Source organism: Blastococcus sp. CCUG 61487, from assembly GCF_005222955.1.
GTDB lineage: Bacteria > Actinomycetota > Actinomycetes > Mycobacteriales > Geodermatophilaceae > Blastococcus.
The window spans coordinates 1-263 of sequence record NZ_LWUA01000140.1 but is presented as its reverse complement, the minus strand read 5'-3'; the positions used below and the strand labels follow the sequence as shown (position 1 = coordinate 263).

Annotated in this window: 1 protein-coding gene; it reads left to right on the top strand. The window is 74.5% G+C overall.

Translation table 11 applies throughout. From position 1 onward, the window contains the following. Positions 1-250: phosphoribosylglycinamide formyltransferase (gene purN / locus A6V29_RS08600; RefSeq protein WP_283956343.1), on the top strand; the 250-nt coding region annotated here is incomplete at its 5' end. Between the last annotated feature and the right edge of the window lie 13 nt (positions 251-263).

The window sequence follows — 263 nt, the reverse complement described above, 5'->3', positions numbered from 1 at the left end:
GGCGTTCCCCGGCGCGCACGCGGTGCGGGACGCCCTCGCCGCCGGGGTGACCGTCACCGGTTCGACGGTGCACCTGGTCGACGCCGGGGTGGACACCGGCCCGGTGCTGGCCCAGCGCGAGGTCCCGGTGCGACCGGACGACGACGAGGCACGACTGCACGAACGCATCAAGGCCGTGGAGCGGGAGCTCCTGGTGGAGACGGTGGCGCGGCTGGTGACCACCGGGACGAGAGGAAGCAGCTCGGCATGAGCGACCGCACCCC